13 protein-coding genes are annotated in these 17,968 nt (G+C 42.4%); all 13 read right to left on the reverse strand.

Annotated features, from left to right (window positions below; genetic code table 11):
- Positions 1-42: 42 nt before the first annotated feature.
- The 13 genes from MSG93_RS06830 to aroK all read right to left on the reverse strand — a co-directional run bounded on the left by MSG93_RS06830 (position 43) and on the right by aroK (position 17,968).
- Positions 43-1,248 carry a serine hydrolase domain-containing protein gene (locus tag MSG93_RS06830; protein WP_324621112.1) on the reverse strand — a complete coding sequence of 402 codons (1,206 nt, stop codon included), beginning with the start codon at positions 1,246-1,248 and terminating at the stop codon, positions 43-45.
- 64 nt (positions 1,249-1,312) lie between these two features.
- A complete protein-coding gene (locus tag MSG93_RS06835) occupies positions 1,313-2,968 on the reverse strand; it encodes a phosphoethanolamine transferase (protein WP_324621114.1) in 1,656 nt (551 codons plus the stop codon).
- Positions 2,969-3,028: 60 nt separating this feature from the next.
- Positions 3,029-3,505 carry a pilin gene (locus MSG93_RS06840; RefSeq protein WP_420714306.1) on the reverse strand — a complete coding sequence of 159 codons (477 nt, stop codon included), beginning with the start codon at positions 3,503-3,505 and terminating at the stop codon, positions 3,029-3,031.
- Between the two features lie 435 nt (positions 3,506-3,940).
- A complete protein-coding gene (locus MSG93_RS06845) occupies positions 3,941-4,501 on the reverse strand; it encodes a TPM domain-containing protein (protein ID WP_005282699.1) in 561 nt (186 codons plus the stop codon).
- The gene (locus MSG93_RS06850) at positions 4,495-5,562 is read right to left on the reverse strand and encodes a TPM domain-containing protein (protein ID WP_324621116.1); all 1,068 of its coding nucleotides are present in this window, start codon (positions 5,560-5,562) and stop codon (positions 4,495-4,497) included. Before MSG93_RS06850 ends, MSG93_RS06845 begins: the two co-directional genes overlap by 7 nt.
- A 37-nt stretch (positions 5,563-5,599) precedes the next feature.
- On the reverse strand, positions 5,600-6,190 hold the full coding sequence (locus MSG93_RS06855) for a LemA family protein (protein ID WP_005227639.1): 591 nt from the start codon (positions 6,188-6,190) through the stop codon (positions 5,600-5,602).
- A gap of 178 nt (positions 6,191-6,368) precedes the next feature.
- Positions 6,369-7,259 (reverse strand): metal-dependent hydrolase, encoded by an 891-nt coding sequence (locus MSG93_RS06860; RefSeq protein WP_324621329.1) that lies wholly within the window; start codon positions 7,257-7,259, stop codon positions 6,369-6,371.
- Between the two features lie 114 nt (positions 7,260-7,373).
- Positions 7,374-8,783, reverse strand: coding sequence for an MFS transporter (locus MSG93_RS06865; protein ID WP_324621117.1), 1,410 nt, complete (start codon positions 8,781-8,783; stop codon positions 7,374-7,376).
- 200 nt (positions 8,784-8,983) lie between these two features.
- Complete coding sequence (locus MSG93_RS06870; RefSeq protein ID WP_005227646.1) at positions 8,984-10,405, reverse strand: FAD-dependent oxidoreductase; 1,422 nt, start codon at positions 10,403-10,405, stop codon at positions 8,984-8,986.
- Between the two features lie 71 nt (positions 10,406-10,476).
- A complete protein-coding gene (gltB, locus tag MSG93_RS06875) occupies positions 10,477-14,958 on the reverse strand; it encodes a glutamate synthase large subunit (RefSeq protein ID WP_171067867.1) in 4,482 nt (1,493 codons plus the stop codon).
- 461 nt (positions 14,959-15,419) lie between these two features.
- Complete coding sequence (locus MSG93_RS06880) at positions 15,420-16,277, reverse strand: hypothetical protein (RefSeq protein ID WP_312057577.1); 858 nt, start codon at positions 16,275-16,277, stop codon at positions 15,420-15,422.
- Positions 16,278-16,296: 19 nt separating this feature from the next.
- Positions 16,297-17,379 carry a 3-dehydroquinate synthase gene (gene aroB / locus MSG93_RS06885; RefSeq protein WP_005282683.1) on the reverse strand — a complete coding sequence of 361 codons (1,083 nt, stop codon included), beginning with the start codon at positions 17,377-17,379 and terminating at the stop codon, positions 16,297-16,299.
- A gap of 19 nt (positions 17,380-17,398) precedes the next feature.
- Positions 17,399-17,968: a shikimate kinase AroK gene (aroK, locus tag MSG93_RS06890; protein WP_104021896.1), complete on the reverse strand. Its 570-nt coding sequence runs from the start codon at positions 17,966-17,968 to the stop codon at positions 17,399-17,401.

The following is a 17,968-nucleotide window of genomic DNA, read 5'->3' on the forward strand; positions in this document are numbered from 1 at the left end:
CATTCTAGATAACTTTTCAACAAAAAAGTCATATCGTGTAGGTTACGGGTTAAATACTTGATAAAAATACTTTTCCAATAGATTCTCATCATAATTTTTATCATATAAAGTAGCACCATTGCCTATCCAAACAATAACTTCGCCTTTTGCTGTGACCATTGCTAAAGAAGTTGTCGCAGGCAAACCACCATTACGAAAATACATTCTCGGAGCATTACTATCTTTTTGATATTGCCACATTGCATAGCCATTACACGACTTAAATAGGCTAATATGACATTTTTTTAGATTATCTTTAGCAATGTCTAAAATATTCAAATGTTTCTGTTGAAGTATACTATGAATCAATAGGGCAAGACTTTTAGCACTCCCTGATAATCCAGCAGACGAAGAAATCGAAAGAAAATTAAAAGAATTATCATCACTTTCCATCCAGAAATCATTATTACGAAAGTCATAACGCACTTCATCTGGATAATAAAATCCATCTACAAATTTAATATTATACTTTGCTAAAGAGTATGTTTTTTGGATATATTCTCTATAGGGCTGTTGCGTAACTCGTTCGATGACTGCACCTAGTAAACAGGTATTGCGGTTATCGTAAGCATAGTGGTCATTAGGCTCAAAGTCTAATTTCAATTTGGCTAAAGTCGTAAGTTGTGAAGGGCACCATGGTGTTTTATTCGTCGCAAAGATCACATCTTCACTCTTTAAGCGATCAAAACCCGAACGTTGCTGTAGTAAATCAGAGATTGTAATTTTATTTATTCTTGTATCTTCAAAGTTTTTATTTTTTAATTCATTAAAGAAGCTAACCATTGGATCATCTAATTTTATTTTTCCTTTATTAATTAAATCTAAAACTGCATTGTTCGTTATAATCTTAGTCATACTCGCATAACGAAAACGTGTATTTTCAGATGTTTGCTTTGAAAATACTGTTGTTTTTTCCCAACCGCTTTGACAATAGGAGTGATTACCAAAAGAATCTATATAAGCTATTTGATTGGATAAATTTTTCTGATTTTTTATGATGTATTTTAAGCTTTCTGGCATCCATTTAGGTGCATTCTCTGAACATTCAATATTCCATAGAGCTATCTGAGCTTGAAAAGGGTAAACAAGTCTCCAAAACCCTACTCGATCAATCAATATAAAATGAGCGCTAAGAATAAGACATAATATTACGAATAAAACAAAAAACATATCTTTATATTTTATGTTAGAAAATAATTTATTTTTCATAATAACTTACCATATTTATATATAGCAGCCAAACTAGATAAAATTTCTCTTTGCTGTATTTGATTCATTTTATTTCTCTACATAAACCTTCGAGCTGAGATTGATCATAATTCTTCCCTCCCATAACAATTCGTGGATAATTATGAAATTCACTCAAAAGACTTCTTTCTAATTTTTCCTTTGGTATTTTAATACTAGCTGCATCAATTAATGTTGGAAATATTACTGTCTGATTAATTTTTCTATTTGCATTTCCTCTAAGTATATTTATTTTATTTATATTGTTTAATAAAAATAGATCTGAATACCAAACAAAACTAGCAATTTCAAAATTAGTTGCTGTTTCCAAGCCATGACCACTCTTATTACACTCACCATCAAACAAATCCTCACCATGATCAGAGCTATAAAACAGGAATGACTCTGCATTCACCTGCATCTTCAATATTTCAATGAAACTACTTAAAACATGATCTGTAAATAAAATTGAATTATCATAACTATTTATAAGCTCATCTTTATACCTTTTCTCTTGCAAACTATATTTATTTAAATCATTTAAAGATGGTCGAAAAACATTAAAATCCTCTGAATAACGATATTGATAATTATAATGACTACCTAATGTATGAATAACAATAAATTGCTTTTTTTCCTTTGAATTAATAATTTTATTTAAGGCTGGAATTAAGACATTATCTTTCTCACCAGCATCAGTATAGTTGGCTTTATTTAAGAAAATCATTTGGTCTGCTTCTTTAGCATAAACTGATGTACTAGTATCAAATGCACCGAATCTTTGCTGAGTAGACAACCAATACGTTTTGAAACCAACCTCTTTAAATGCAGAAATTATTGACTTTTCAGGAAAATTAAACTTATAGACATGCTCCGCTGGTTTACGAGTCAAAATCATTGGGATAGAACTACGTGTTGCACTAGAAACAGAAAGCATATTAGAAAAGTTTATTAAATTATTTTGCTGACTAAGTTTTGGATTAGTCTTTCTAGCATAACCATTAAGTTGCCAATTTTCTCTACGACTCGTTTCACCAATCACAAGTATATAAATTTGTTTATTATGATTATTTAAATTTTGTTTTGCATTAAAATTAAAATTCTTATTTTGTTTAAAAGCAACATTAATTTTTTTTTGCTCCTTTAACATATCATAAATAGAAATAAAAAAACCTAACGGATAAGTTCTTTTAATCTCTTGTATAAAAAAATTTTTTTCATCAACAAGAAAATTATCTTGTTGGCTTTCAAAACTCTGATCAATCTGACTCGCCACTTCTGCATTTATAGTATATGAAAACAAAAAATAAGCTGTACCAATAATTAAAACCCACAAACGACTGCGATGTTCCCAAACTAAAGGTTTTTTATAATTTTTATATAAAATATAAATACAGAACACTACCCACAATATAAAAACAAGTATATATAAATATATTTTATAACCTATAAAACTCCATGCTTCTTGAAAATCTGTTTCCAAAACAACACTCAATATTTGCTCATTAATAGAAACATGGTAAATCGATATATAGTATAAATATAAAGGAATCAATAAAAAAACAGGAAATAGAAAAAATAGAAACTTTGTATTTTTAATAAGTGCAAATATATAAATTAAACAAAACACACTTAAACAAAAAAAATAAAAATCCCCATTCTGAAATAAAAAATATAAATCAGGCATTAATAGAATAAACATATATATATTTCTAAAAAAACACCTCTCAAATGAGAGGTGTTTGTTAATTACAATAATGTATTAATTATCAGATGGTGAAGCACCAGCCGTAGAAGTATTACAACCTGCTGGGCGATATTTCTGTAATACAGTTGTAGAACAAGACCAAGTACCTTCAGCACTACGTGACCATGTTAATGTATTTTCACCAGCTTTTTGTAAAGCAGAAGCAGCACTATTCTTAAATGTTCCTGCTATAGAGGCCGTGCTTGCAGCTAAGTCAATATTAACGACCATTCCTGGTGGTGTACCAGCAACTGTTGTACCTAATAAGTTAGATGCTGTAGCACCTAGTTCACATTCTTTTCCTGCCGAACCATCTTTACCTTCTAACAAGCAATTTTCAACAGCAGTTTTAATACCACCAAGTTCCGACATTACACGACTTACTTGTGACTTCGCGATATATGTTTGATATTGCGGAATCGCGATCGCAGCCAAAATACCAATGATCGCCACAACGATCATCAATTCGATAAGAGTAAAACCCTTTTGCATTGATTTCATAACATTTCTCCAATGGATATTTTTTATAAGCTTTTTTCAGCTACTTAGTATTTAGCATGTTTTATGCCAGTCCTTAGCTTAGCCAATTTTACTCTAAAAAAACAGGGACTTAAAAAATTTTCATGTTGTATAAAAGCAGAGCAATTTAGACGTTTTAAGAAAAAAAATGACAAATAACGTCAGCTTTACTGCTTTATTATGCGTTTTTTTAGATATCAAATTTGACTACTTTCGAATTGTATTTAAATTGAGCGACCTGAATCACACAAAATTTATTTCAATTATTTTTTATTATTTCTTACCGTTTATCGGAAGCTGATAAGAAAGCTTGTGATTCAGAAATTTATCTATACAGAATAGTCTGCACAATAGTTTATTTTTTCTAAAATAACAAGCCAGATTTTTGATGAAAATTAAAAACCGAATTTAATTTAAAATGATCGGTTCATTTGGCAGTTCATTCTGATCATTCAGGTCTGATTTTACATAATACTGATCAAGAATCTGTCCTATTTCTGTCACTCCGTTGGTCACCGCTTGCAGATATTGCTTCTGAGCAAGTAACACGACAATACTTTGACAAATGCCATTCCAGATTTCAGTCTGGGTCGCGTTCTTTAAGCCACGATCAATCACGATTTCAACTTTACGCTCGCACAGATTCAAATACAGCAACACTCCGCTATTCAGCTCAGTATCCCAAACACCCAGTTCAGCAAACAGTTGCTGTGCCCGTAAGCGGGTATTCTGCTGATAGGCTTGAGAACATGGGATATGCCCTTCAATCACCACCTGTATTTCACCGACATGGCCCTTTTCTGCCTGCTGTACCGCTTTGGCAATCTCTGTCCGGTCCTGCTTGCTAAAATAACGATGCGCCGATGAAACATAGAGAAAATGCTTGAACCAGCGTTTTAAACTCGGTTGCACATGCTCTTCCAGTTTCGGCTGGGTAATAATCTGTGTTGTATCTGTCTTGGTTACCATGAGCCTGATGCTCCTCCCCCGCCAAAGCTACCACCGCCGCCACTATAGCCACCGCCGCTGCCGCCAAAACCTCCACCGCCACCGCCTCCGCGGCCGCCACCTGACAAGAACATCTGGAAAATCAGTTGTGCCAGTGAGGTAATCAATAAAAAGAACACCCCGACACCGAGTAACAAACTCATCACCAGACCTGCACCATTGACCAAGCCAGCAACCGTTGCTGCCACGGCGGCGGTTGAGGCACTCAAGCGCTTGCCGATAATAAATGAGCCGACCACACCCGCAATCAGGATAAATAAGGCCATCATGAGGGTATTGTCTTTGGCTTGCTGCGCATGTAAGGCCTGCTCATGTCGGTCTTTCAACTCTTGAGCCGCCTGCTGGGCAATTTCAGGGTCTAAATTCACAATACGGGTGATTTCATCCAGACCCGCTGAGATGCCCTGTGCATATTGGCCCTGTTTAAAATAAGGTGTGATCTGGTTGCGAATAATCCGGCTCAGTACCAGATCTGGTAGTACACCTTCCAGACCATAACCCGTCAGAATCTGGATATTACGGTCATTCACCGCAATTGCCATTAACAAACCGTTATCACGTTTGGCTGAACCGAGTTGCCATTTTTCCCCAGTTCGCAGGGCAAAATCAAAAATCGCTTCCTGCCCGGTGGTCGGCACGATAATCACACCGACTTGGGCCTTCCCTTGCTGATAAAGACTTAGAATTTTCTGATTGAGCTGCTGCATTTCTGCATCACTCAGGATTTTGGCCTGATCAATGACCGGCTGGTTTAACGTAGGTAAGCCACGAATGGACTCACCCTCCGCCATATCATCGGCGACTTTGGGCAATACCGGTGTTTCAGTATTTGAGCTACTTGCAGGAGCAGTTTTATTGTTTTGCTGTTCCTGAATAATTTTGCCTGCAACCACCAGATCACTTTGATCCGTTGCAGTTGCAACCTCGGCCCAGACCGTATGTTGAAAACAAAATGTCGCAAACACCAGCAACAATGCAGCCCCAAGCTGCTGTTTTAATCTTTGCGTTAACACTGCAAACATACGGTCACTCCCCAGCATTCAAAAACAATTTCAGAACTTAATTAAATGAAACTGTTGGTGCCTGTTGGGCAGACTGTTCTGCCTTGAAGTTTTCCTTGGTTTTCATGCCAATCACTTTAGCGGTCAAGGCCTGAGGGAATTGACGCACATAGCCGTTATAGTCCTGAACCGTTGTAATATAACGGTTACGCGCAACCGCAATACGGTTTTCAGTACCTTCGAGCTGCGCTTGAAGGTCACGGAACTGTTCATTGGCTTTCAGGTCAGGATAGTTTTCCGAAACGGCGATCAGACGTGACAATGCACCGGTCAGTTGACTTTGCGCCTGTTGGTATTTCTCAAATAATGCAGGATCTTCCAGCACTTCTTTATCGACTTTCAAGCCCGCCACATTCGAACGTGCCTGAGTTACCTCAGTGAGCACCTGTTCTTCGTGTTTGGCATAGCCTTTCACCACATTGACCAGATTCGGCACCAGGTCAGCACGGCGTTGATACTGGTTCTGTACCTCAGACCATGATGCGTTCACCGCCTCATCTTTCACTTGTAAAGTGTTATAGCCACACCCTGTGAACAGAAGCGTGCTTGCCAATACGGTTGCCAGTGCGGTTTGTTTCATGACTTTCATAAAAATTTATCCTCAAGTTTTTCTTTATATTTTTGCGTTAGTTCATTGTAATGGGATTTTTTTGCCTGCTGTGTAACATTTATTAAAGTTGATGCATGAGACTGTTTAAATAAAAAAGGCATTACTCAAGCCTGTTGATGTAATGCCACGCTAAGCAAACTTTATTTTAAGAGGGAATTTAACTATACAACCGGGGTATGGTGCCCTCCTGAAAACTGGCCATATCATATTCATCCGCCATACGTGCCTTCCAGTAATTGACCAACTGCGTGTAATCATATTTTGCCGGATGAAAATCCGCCTGATAATAGGACAAATATTCTGGAATCAGTTGGATTAACATTTTCGCCAGTAAATAGGTCCCGAACAGATTGCCACCCAATTTGGGCAGGCTTTTCCATTTGTCCTGCCAGATCAGCCGCGACGTGGCGTAAAAAGTCAGACTGGCAAAGCCCGTAGTCACGCTACGCATCAATAGACGGCGGATACGGTCATCACCATAGACTTGCTGATAAACATCGAAAGCCACTGAACGATGCTCAATTTCCTCAATCGCATGCCATACCCACAGTTTCATGGCATCCTCATCCAGCGTACTTAAAATTTCTGGATGTTTCAGGATATAGCCGCCCAGCATGGCAGTAAAATGTTCAAAGGCACAGGTCAAGGCCAGCTGTAATTTAGGATGAATATTACGAAGCAGCTCATCGCGTTTTGCCAGCCACGCCTGAAAACGGTCTAGATTATAGTCATCGCGTCGCCATGCATCATTAAATTCGGTATGGGCCTTGGAGTGCATCGCTTCTTGCCCGATAAAAGCCGCAATTTGTGCCTGTAATTGGGGATCTTTTACTTTGTCGCGAACATTGCGGACACTATTGACAAAATACTGCTCGCCAATCGGGAAAGTGGAAGACAGTGCCGTCAGCAGATGCGACATCACAGGTGAATTGGCAAAATAATGACGCTTGATTTTTTCTGGGTTAAATTGCAGACGACGTACAGTAATCCCCAATGCCTTGGGACGATTTAAATAGCTTTTTCCTACATTCGCATTTGCAAGTGCCATCGCGATTACCTTGTTCATTTTATAGTCCGTCTTCGAGTATTGCGCTGTAAAAAACTCTAGGACAGGGCAAAAAAGCTTAGAAGATTTGCCAAAACTACCAAAATGATGACTGGTCTAGATCGATGAAACAGGCGCGACACATTCCTCTTGTTTGATTTTCCTCAGACTTAATAGGGCTGCCAGAAATAATCCACCCATGATGGCAACCACACTATGAAAGGCCAATAACTGGGCTTGAGCCATGGAATAATGCAAGCTTGTCACCGCCCATTTGATCATAAATGCAGTCAGCGTACCCAATACTGCTATCCCAAAAGTTAGACCTAGTTGTCTGAGCATATTTAAAATCGCCGCAGCAAAACTGGCATCTGCCTGCGATACCGCATGCAAGCTCAAGGTACTGGAACTGGGGACAATCAAGCCAATACCGGCCCCCAGCATGCCGCTTAAACCTATAAATAACAGATAAGAAGCGTTACTCTGGAAACTGATCATCGCGATCAAGGCGATACCCGAAATGAGCAACCCCATTTTGAGTAAGGGCAATACGCCATAACTTTGCTGTAAGCGACCAAAGCCAATAGAAACCACCGCCTGCATCAGAAATTGCGGGGCGATCAACCAACCGGCTTGGGCCGCACTTAAATGCACCTGCTCCTGATAAAACAGGGCAAAAACAAATAAGGAACTATAGCCTGCAAATCCCAACAGAAAGGAGATCAGATTAAAACGTAAAAAAATACGGTTATGGAATAAATGACGTGGAATGAGCGGATGCGAAGCCTTGTTCTGATGTCGAATAAAAATCAGCGCAAACACCATCGAAAGCAGGAAACTAAAGGCGATCAGATAGCCAATATGTGCTTGCTGTACCATGATGATGCTATAGGTTAAGCTGGCAATTGCAACTACACTATAAATCAGTCCTAAATAGTCAAACCTTATGCTTTGCTGATGCTCATCAGCAACAATACCTTTCCAGCCTAAAAACAATGCCAACAATCCAACCGGAAGATTTAACCAGAAAATACTTTGCCAACCCAGATAATGTACCATGAGGCCGCCCATCAAAGGCCCAATAATCAAGGCAAAGGCACTGAAGGAACTCCAGTTGCCAATTTCCCGTGCCTTACGATCAACTTGGGTAAAATGATGCACAATGATCGCCAAAGTCAGGGGAATCAGCATCGCTCCTGCAATGCCCTGAATTACGCGCCCCACAATCAATACGTTAAAAGCAGGTGCTGCGGCACAAATCACCGAGCCGAAAATAAAAATCACGACACCAGCCAACCACAAGCGTTTACGTCCTAGCCACTGGCTTAAAGCTCCCACCGCGAGCATCAAGCTCGACATGCTCAAAGCATAACTATCAATCACCCATTGTAAATCGGCAAGCTGGCTATTGAACTGTGTCTGGATTGCAGCTAAAGCCAGATTGACACTACTCAAATCAACCAGGCAGAGAAAAGTACTGGTATACAGTGCGGCAATTAACAGCCTGTCATTGAGTTTGGGTGTCATTATTTTATCCACTTTTCAAAATGAGAATTATTATCATTTAAAGAATAGCAATTTATTGCGCTTTTATTCAAGTCTTTTCATTATTCTGCTTATTGCATAGATGCTGACTATCCATCGCTTTTATCCAGCTCCTTTAATTCATATAGAAAAATGCCCAAGCATGAGGCTTGGGCATTTAAAATTAAATACTGAAAAAGAGCTTACACGCCAAGATAATCCAGAATACCTTCCGCTGCCTGACGGCCTTCCCAGATCGCAGTCACAACCAGATCAGAACCACGTACCATATCGCCACCGGCAAAGATTTTTGGATTCGAAGTCTGGAACTTGAATTCTTGCTGTTCTGCCGCAACCACTCGGCCTGAACCATCTAGACTTACATTGGCGCCACCAAACCAGTCTGCAGGACTTGGGCGGAAACCAAAGGCAAGCAACACTGCGTCTGCAGGCAAGATTTCTTCAGAACCAGGAACAGGCTCAGGGCTACGACGGCCACGGCTATCAGGCTCACCCATTTGCGTGGTCACGACTTTAACGCCAGTCACTTTACCGTTTTCACCGACAATCTCAATCGGTTGGCGGTTGAACAGGAATTTGACGCCCTCTTCATAGGCATTCTTCACTTCACGTGCAGAACCCGGCATGTTGCTTTCGTCACGACGATATGCACAGGTCACATCGTGCGCACCTTGGCGCAATGAAGTACGGTTACAGTCCATCGCAGTATCACCACCGCCCAATACGATGACTTTCTTGCCATCAACACTGATGTATTCGCTTGGATCTTTTTCCCAGCCTTGGCAACGGTTGACATTGGCAATCAGGAAATCTAATGCATCGTAAACACCATTCAGGTCTTCACCCGGGAAACCACCTTTCATATAGGTATAGGTTCCCATGCCCATGAACACCGCATCGTATTCAGCCAGCAATTGTTCAATAGTGACATCGACGCCAATCTCGGTATTTAAGCGGAACTCGATGCCCATACCGGTAAAGATTTCGCGACGACGCTTCATCACATCTTTTTCCATTTTAAATTCTGGAATACCGAATGTGAGCAAACCGCCAATTTCTGGACGTTTATCAAATACCACTGGCTTTACGCCACCACGCGCCAGAATATCCGCACAACCTAAGCCAGCTGGGCCTGCACCAATGATCGCAACTTTTTTATCAGTCCATTTAACGCCAGACATGTCTGGTCGCCAGCCCAAAGCAAAAGCAGTATCATTGATATATTTTTCAGCATTACCAATGGTCACTGCACCAAAACCGTCGTTTAAGGTACAGGCACCTTCACACAAACGGTCTTGCGGGCATACGCGACCACAGACTTCCGGCAAGGTGTTGGTTTGATGGCACAATTCAGCGGCCTGAAAAATCTGGCCTTCTGCAATCAGTTTTAACCAGTTTGGAATGTAGTTATGTACCGGACATTTCCATTCACAATAGGGGTTACCACACCCTAAACAGCGATGGGTCTGATTCGCAGCCACTTCCGCAGTAAAAGGTTTATAAATTTCCACAAACTCTGCCTTGCGGACAGTAATATCTTTTTTCTCTGGATCTTGGCGTGCTACATCCAGAAATTGAAAGTCATTATTAAGGCGCTCTGCCATGTCTCTCTCCGTGGGTAGGCGCAGCGATGTCCCTCATCTCTGCACCTGCCTATGTCTATGCAGTCGTGGAATTATTGTGGATCGGCTTGGGTAGTTTTCAAAAGCGTTTGTAAATTAGCAGCTTTTGGTTTCACCAGCCAGAACTTACGACTATAGAAGTCGAACTCATTACGGATCTTGTAAGCCCATGCACTTCCTGTTTCCTGAATGTGTTCATCCAGAATACGCAGTAGGTTTTCTTTATGGTCTTCCATCGCCTCTGTCGAGATACGATTCAGATCAATCAGTTCGTGGTTATAGTAGTCGACAAAGTCATTATCAAGGTCAAGGACATACGCAAAACCACCGGTCATACCTGCACCGAAGTTATGGCCCACTTTACCTAAGACGGTTACCACACCACCGGTCATGTATTCACAACAGTGGTCGCCCGCACCTTCAATCACGGCAAATGCGCCTGAGTTACGCACTGCGAAACGCTCACCGGCAGTTCCCGCAGCAAAGACTTTACCGCCAGTCGCACCATATAAGCAGGTGTTCCCGATAATAGCCGTATTTTGGGTCTGGAACGGCGAACCTTTTGGCGGGAAGATCGAGACACGACCGCCTGCCATACCTTTACCGACATAGTCGTTGGCATCACCTTCAAGCTTGATATGCAAACCACCCGCATTCCATACCCCGAGTGACTGACCCGCAGTACCGATCAGGTTCATGACCACTGGATTATTTTCCATCCCTAGATTGCCATAACGACGGGCAATCTCACCTGAGATACGTGCACCAATCGAACGGTCACAGTTACCGACAGTGAAGTTGAATGAACCACCTGTACCCGCTTCAATTGCTGGCAACATTTCTGCCACCATTTGCTCAGCCAAAACACCCTTATCAAATGGTGCATTGCCCTGAACCTGGCAATATTGCGCCTTACCTTCAGCAGCAGGATGTGAGGTCAATAAGGCACTGAGATCAAGATGGGCATGTTTGTCTGTTTCACCTGGTAAAACTTCAAGCAAATCAACACGACCAATCAAGTCTTTCAGTGAAGCGACACCTAATGCAGCTAACCATTCACGGGTTTCTTCTGCAATAAACTTGAAGAAGTTGATCAGCATTTCAGGTTCACCAATATAGTGTTCCTGACGTAAATGATCTTGCTGTGTTGCAACACCGGTTGCACAGTTGTTCAAGTGACAGATACGCAGGTATTTACAGCCCAATGCGATCATTGGCGTAGAACCGAAACCGAAGCTTTCCGCACCTAAAATAGCCGCCTTGATCACATCCAGACCCGTTTTCAAACCACCATCGGTTTGTACACGAACCTTGCCACGCAAGTCATTGACACGGAGGGCTTGATGCGCTTCGCTTAGACCTAATTCCCATGGTGAACCCGCATGGTGAATCGATGACAGTGGTGATGCCGCTGTACCACCGTCATAACCTGAAATGGTAATGAAGTCGGCATAGGCTTTTGCCACGCCCGCAGCAATTGTTCCAACACCTGGTTCAGAGACCAGTTTGACTGATACCATCGCTTGAGGATTGACCTGTTTCAAGTCAAAGATCAATTGTGATAAATCTTCAATCGAATAAATATCGTGGTGTGGCGGTGGAGAAATTAGTGTTACACCTGGCACTGAGTAACGTAAACGCGCAATTAAGCCATTCACTTTACCACCTGGTAACTGACCACCTTCACCTGGTTTTGCACCCTGTGCCACTTTGATCTGCAATACTTCAGCAGACGTTAAGTAAGCTGGCGTTACACCAAAACGACCAGAAGCAATCTGTTTGATTTTCGAGTTACGAATCGTGCCATAACGCGCAGGATCTTCACCGCCCTCACCCGAATTAGAACGACCACCAATAGTGTTCATGGCAATCGCAATTGCTTCATGGGCTTCTGGTGATAATGCACCTAAAGACATACCCGCAGAGTCAAAACGTGGCAGAATCTCTTCAATCGTTTCAACCTGATCAAGCGCAATTCCAGCAGTGGTTTTTAACTTGAACAAGTCACGAATGGTCGCCACTGGACGGTTATTCACCAGTTCTGCGTATTCTTTAAAGTCCTGATATTGGCCTGAACGTACCGCTTTATGCAAGGCATTGATCACGTCTGGATTAAACGCATGGTACTCTTTACCAAATACGAATTTAAGCAAACCACCTTGATCAATCGGCTTACGGTTCTGCCAAGCCGTGGTCGCCAATTTCTTCTGGTCATTTTCCAGATCGGCAAAGGTTGCACCTTGAATACGGCTTGGCACGCCAAGGAAACATTTATCCACCACTTCAGAAGATAAACCCACTGCTTCAAATAACTGACCGCCACGATAAGAAGCAACCGTCGAGATGCCCATTTTAGACAGTACTTTCAGTAAGCCTTTCTCAATCCCTTTACGGAAGTTGGCTTGCGCTTGAATTGGATCACCCAGTAGCTCACCTTTCGCAACCAGATCATTGATCACATCATAGGCCAGATATGGGTAAACCGCAGTCGCACCAAAGCCAAGTAATACCGCAAACTGATGTGGATCACGCGCAAAACCGGTTTCAACCATAATGTTGGCGTCGGTACGCAAACCGGTCTTGATCAAATGGTGATGTACCGCACCTGTGGCCAAGGCAGCATTTGCAGGCAAATACCCTTCGCGGAAGTTTTTATCGGTTAATACAATCAGTGTTTTACCATCACGAACCGCCTGTGCCGATTCTTCACAGATACGTTCAATCGCAGCCTGTAAACCTTCAGCTTCTGCATAGTTCAGGTCAATATCCACCACGCCATAGCCTTCGCGATCTTTTTCTACATCACGCAGCTGCTGCATTTTTGAATTAGACAAGACCGGGCTGGAAATAATGATACGATCGGCATGTTCCGGGCCTTGTTCGAACACATTCTGTTCACGGCCTAAACAGGTTTCCAGTGACATCACGATCGATTCACGTAATGGATCGATTGGCGGGTTGGTAACCTGAGCAAACTGCTGACGGAAATAGTCAGACACATGGCGTACTTGACGAGACAATACCGCCATTGGGGTATCATCACCCATTGAGCCAACCGCTTCCTGACCACTTTCAGCGATCGGACGTAACAGTTGATCGCGCTCTTCAAATGTCACCATGAACATTTTTTGCGCTGCTTTCAACTTGTCGCCGGTTAAGCCTTGATCGACCAGTTGCTCTTCAAGCTGTGGATTGGCCTGCAGGCGAATCGCATGATCACGCAACCATTCACGGTATGGGCGCATGTTCTTGAGGTGATTGCTGACATCCTTGGTATCCAGCACTTTGCCTGTCAAGGTATCGACAACCAGGATTTGACCCGGACCGACACGGCCTTTAGATACTACATCTTCTGGCTCGTAGCCCCATACCCCGATTTCAGAGGCAAGGGTAATGTAATCATTCTTGGTGATGACCCAACGCGCTGGACGCAAGCCGTTACGATCCAGCATACAGATCGCATGACGACCATCCTGAATCACCAGACCTGCCGGACCATCCCAAGCTTCCATATGCTTCGAGTTAAATTCATAGAAAGCACGTAAGTCAGCATCCAGAGTTTCAACGTTTTGCCATGCCGGTGGAACCAGCATACGGAGTGCACGGAACAGATCCATGCCACCACCGACCAGAATTTCAAGCATGTTATCCAGACTTGACGAATCTGAACCGGTCCGGTTAACGATCGGATTCAGCTCAGTCAGGCCAGGCAATAACGGGTTTTCAAATTTCGGGGTACGTGCCAATGCCCAGTTACGGTTTGCGGTAATGGTATTGATCTCACCATTGTGCGCAAGGTAACGGAAAGGTTGCGCCAAAGGCCAACGTGGCAAGGTGTTGGTCGAGAAACGTTGATGGAACACCACAATATGCGATTTTAAACGCTCATCGGCCAAGTCGGTATAGAAGTCTGCAATCGCAGCCGGCATCATCAAGCCTTTATAGCTGATCACGGTCGAGCAAAGCGTGGTTACATAGAAGGATGGATCGTTTTGTAATTGTTGTTCTGCACGGCGGCGTGCCAGGAAAAGCTTACGGTTAAACTCAACCTCACTCACCCCCATTGGACAGTTCACAATGACCTGTTCAAATGCAGGCAGAGATTGCAGTGCAATTTCACCGAGGACATCGTTATTGGTCGGAACCACACGCCAAGCCAGTACGCGTAAGCCATCTGACTCGATTTCTTTGGTTAAAATATTTTTGGAATGTTGCGCTAATGCCGGATCTACATTTAAAAATACGGTACCCACAGCAAAAATTTCACTCAGTGTAATATCACTCAGTTTTTTTGCTTCGTCACGGAAAAATTGCTTTGGCATCGCCAATAATAAGCCGCAACCATCTCCCGTCTTGCCATCTGCGGCAATACCACCACGGTGCGTCATGCAACTTAAACTGTGAATCGCGGTTTCTACAAGATGATGACTTGATTCACCCTTCATGTGGGCGATCAGACCAAAACCACAGTTATCCTTAAACTCGTCAGGCTGATATAAACCTTGAGCGGGAGCTACAGTATTAGGCGATGGCATGTGCATAGCGTACCCTTCTTTCAACATGGCTCTTTCGAGCAACAAACATTCAATTCATTTTCTGCGATATTGCCGATCAACTCATTTAAAGTTCAATGCTTCGCGAAAACATTTTTACTGGCGGATTTGCAATATACGCCTTTCTTTTTCAAGACGCAGTGCATTTCGCCATCTAAAGTGTTTTCAGTTATTACACCCTCAAAAAAGTTTGTAAAGCACAAAAACTTTCCATTTCACGAAACTAATGAATCATTTAGTTTCAAAAGGCGCAATGAGCAGACAAATTAGCACCACAAGGATGCAAAAAACATGCCATGTAAAATTAGGTTTACTAAATCATTAAAAAAATTAAAATAACTTTAAGTTATAAGGGGCAAACCACTTGCCCCTGTCTGAAAAGTGCACCAAAAATAATCAGGGTGCTATAAAAAGAATCATATGTGCACAATTTTAGTGCATCATTAATTAAATGGATCGCTGACTTCTCGTTTAGAAGAATCTGAATTTTCTTTTATTTTTTCAGCATTTGCTGCTGCAGGAGGTGCAGATTGGCTTTGTTTGACATTTACCACATTGCCCTGTGCATCACGTTGAGTCACCGTGGTTTTTACTGTGGTTGATGATTCAGCCGTCCGGTTGCTCGTTACTGGTGCTCGATTCATTAACAGGGTTTCATCAACTTTTGGCAATGCCGCAGGTCTGAGCTGAACCGCATAAAGCTGATTGGACGCCGATTTCATTTCATCAGAGCCCAAATCATTGACCAATTCAGCATAGGTCGACAGTTGTTGGGCTTTGGGTTTGACCGAATCAGGCAGCGCCAGATTAAGCTGTGCAAATTGACGGGTAGCTTCTTCTGCATTTGAAAAAGCACCATAAGTAAGCACATATTGCTCAACCTGATCTTCGCCGCTGAGACGGAAATACACAAACTTCTTGCGATCTGAACGATTGAGCAAGAAGTTTTTAATAATGGCCTCATCCGAACTGCGGAAAATTTCCACGGTCCACTGACGTTGATGGTCCTTCATATATTTGGTGCCACGAAATTCAGGTGCATGGTCATTAGCCACCACCACGCGCGTGGTCAGATCCAAAGGTTTGACTTCATCCGAGAGTGCGCCCAGATGCGCAGTCGCCGCCACTTTTTCCGGTTGAATCTGAACCTGTGCTTCAGTTTCAGCGGGCTGTTGCTCTTTCACCAATGCCTTGGTATCGGTAACGCCCCAGAATATCAACGCAGCAATTAAACAAGCCAGCGCAAAAACCAGCCAGCTATATTGTTGAATATTTTGCCAAATTGATCGTGACACAGCCATGCTTTACCCAAATAATTAATTATGCAGATTGATTCGCAAGAATAGATTGTTTCATTAGCTCAACGTCAAAGTCTTTGGTAATGACGGCCTGACCCAAGCTTTTCAATAAAACCAGACGTAATTGACCGTTTAAGACTTTTTTGTCATGCGACATATAAGCCAAGAATTCATCTAATGGAATTTTTGGACATGATATCGGTAAATTGGCACGTTGAATGATATTTTTTGTACGTTGCACATCTTCGGCTGAAATCCAGCCTAAACGATGAGACAAATCTGCTGCCATCACCATACCGGTCGCCACCGCTTCGCCATGTAACCAGGTGCCGTAACCCAGATAAGATTCTATGGCATGGCCAAAGGTATGCCCTAGGTTTAATAAGGCACGTTCGCCCTGCTCTTTTTCGTCATTGGCCACAATCCGCGCTTTATGAGCACATGAGCGATAAACCGCTTCTGCCAATAAATTTGCATCACGTCCGATCAATCCATCCATGTTTTGCTCTAGCCAGACCAGAAAATCAACATCACCCAATAAGGCATATTTAATCACTTCTGATAGTCCCGCAGACAGTTCGCGATCTGGCAAGGTCTCTAGCTGCGCCATATCCGCCAGCACCACTTGTGGCTGCTGGAAGGCCCCTAGCATATTTTTGCCCAAAGGATGATTAATACCGGTCTTGCCACCGACACTTGAGTCAACCTGTGACAATAACGTTGTCGGCACCTGCACAAAATAAACGCCACGCTGGAAACAGGCTGAGGCAAAACCAGCCATATCGCCGATCACCCCACCGCCCAAGGCCAATACGGTACAGTCACGGTTAAAACCGGCTTCAAGCAAAGCATCAAAAATAAGATTCAAATGCTGAAGATCTTTATATTGCTCACCATCGGGTAAAATACATTGCGCAACCTGTTTATCCAGCTGGATCAAGGCATCCATATAATGTTGTAAATACAAAGGTGCAACTGTTGAGTTAGATACCAGCATTACTTGTCGACCATGTAAATACGGTTCAAGCAATGTTTTCGGGTCTAAATGACTGCCTATAAATATGGGATAACGACGGTCACCCAACTCAACATGTAACGTTTGCATAATAACAACCAACCAGCGATTACTTAACTTGTTTAGATAAAATGACGTGCAAGATACGTTGTGCCAAATCCCGTGCCGCACCTTGATTTGTTTCGATGACGTAATGTGCGACTTCGCGATATAAAGGATCACGCAGGGCCAATAAGTCACGTAGTTTTTGCTCTGGATTTTCGACTTGTAATAAAGGGCGATTTTTATCGCGATAGGTGCGCTGTAGCTGGAGCTCTACAGGCGTATAAAGATAGACAACGATACCACGCTGTTTAAGAAATTCCCGGTTTTTGACTTGCGTGACTGCACCGCCGCCTGTGGCCAATACCAATAATGGACGAGAGGTTAAGTCATTCAATACATTGGTTTCGCGTAACCGAAATCCGACTTCCCCTTCTTTTTCAAAAATCCATGGAATTGTGGCACCTGTTTTACGTTCGATTTCATGATCGCTATCAATAAAATCACGGCCTAGCAATTCTGCTAAATGCCGGCCAACTGTTGTTTTTCCTGCCCCCATTGGCCCTACCAAATAAATATTTGGTAGGGTTTCAAACGCTTTGCTTGGCAACGCGCCACCTATATGAATTGCGATTAT

It is taken from the genome of Acinetobacter sp. IK40 (assembly GCF_035615075.1).
In the GTDB taxonomy this organism is placed as follows: domain Bacteria; phylum Pseudomonadota; class Gammaproteobacteria; order Pseudomonadales; family Moraxellaceae; genus Acinetobacter; species Acinetobacter courvalinii.

Coding starts and splice junctions, on each gene's coding strand:
- MSG93_RS06830 (WP_324621112.1), bottom strand. CDS start 1,248: ATGAAAAATAAATTATTTTCTAACATAAAATATAAAGATATGTTTTTT.
- MSG93_RS06835 (WP_324621114.1), bottom strand. CDS start 2,968: ATGTTTATTCTATTAATGCCTGATTTATATTTTTTATTTCAGAATGGG.
- MSG93_RS06840 (WP_420714306.1), bottom strand. CDS start 3,505: ATGCAAAAGGGTTTTACTCTTATCGAATTGATGATCGTTGTGGCGATC.
- MSG93_RS06845 (WP_005282699.1), bottom strand. CDS start 4,501: ATGGTAACCAAGACAGATACAACACAGATTATTACCCAGCCGAAACTG.
- MSG93_RS06850 (WP_324621116.1), bottom strand. CDS start 5,562: ATGTTTGCAGTGTTAACGCAAAGATTAAAACAGCAGCTTGGGGCTGCA.
- MSG93_RS06855 (WP_005227639.1), bottom strand. CDS start 6,190: ATGAAAGTCATGAAACAAACCGCACTGGCAACCGTATTGGCAAGCACG.
- MSG93_RS06860 (WP_324621329.1), bottom strand. CDS start 7,259: ATGGCACTTGCAAATGCGAATGTAGGAAAAAGCTATTTAAATCGTCCC.
- MSG93_RS06865 (WP_324621117.1), bottom strand. CDS start 8,783: ATGACACCCAAACTCAATGACAGGCTGTTAATTGCCGCACTGTATACC.
- MSG93_RS06870 (WP_005227646.1), bottom strand. CDS start 10,405: ATGGCAGAGCGCCTTAATAATGACTTTCAATTTCTGGATGTAGCACGC.
- gltB (WP_171067867.1), bottom strand. CDS start 14,958: ATGCCATCGCCTAATACTGTAGCTCCCGCTCAAGGTTTATATCAGCCT.
- MSG93_RS06880 (WP_312057577.1), bottom strand. CDS start 16,277: ATGGCTGTGTCACGATCAATTTGGCAAAATATTCAACAATATAGCTGG.
- aroB (WP_005282683.1), bottom strand. CDS start 17,379: ATGCAAACGTTACATGTTGAGTTGGGTGACCGTCGTTATCCCATATTT.